This window comes from Oleiphilus sp. HI0067 (assembly GCF_001635735.1).
Genome location: NZ_LWFI01001391.1, coordinates 1 through 534 on the forward strand (window position 1 = coordinate 1; position 534 = coordinate 534).

General features: G+C 45.7%; 1 protein-coding gene. It reads right to left on the reverse strand.

Annotated elements, in window-relative coordinates; translation table 11 throughout:
• Window positions 1–509: tRNA (adenosine(37)-N6)-threonylcarbamoyltransferase complex dimerization subunit type 1 TsaB (tsaB, locus tag A3739_RS22140; protein WP_068502779.1), on the reverse strand; the 509-nt coding region annotated here is incomplete at its 3' end.
• Window positions 510–534: the final 25 nt, after the last annotated feature.

Consider the following 534-nt stretch of genomic DNA (forward strand, 5'->3'; position numbering starts at 1 on the left):
CTACCAAACACAGGCATGTTTGTATGATCTTTCAACGCATCCGCGACACGTTCCGGCTTGTCGACAGATTCAGGCAACTGCTCTTTAGGGAATCCTTCGATATCACGCTCATAAACAGACCAATAAATTTCATCCATTCTGGCGTCAATTAAAACGAAGCACTCGTTCTGCTCAGACTCATTCTGCAAAACATGATGCGCAAGCGCCCTCAAGTTAGAGACGCCTACAACAGGAATATCCTTACCGAATGCAATACCTTGAACAAAACCTGTAGCAATACGAAGCCCGGTAAACGAGCCGGGGCCTTGGCCAAACGCAAGTGCATCGACATCCTCCAACTTAAGCCCCGCCTCCTCCAAAAGCACCTTCACCATAGGAAGAACATGCTGCACATGACTTCTTGCGGCTTCTAGCGTTTTAGAAAAAAGCTCAGTACCGCACTCACCTTTCAGTAACAAAGTCACTGAACACAATTCAGAAGATGTATCTACAGCTAGGATTGCTGTCATTCTTACCTGCCAAACAAAAATTTAA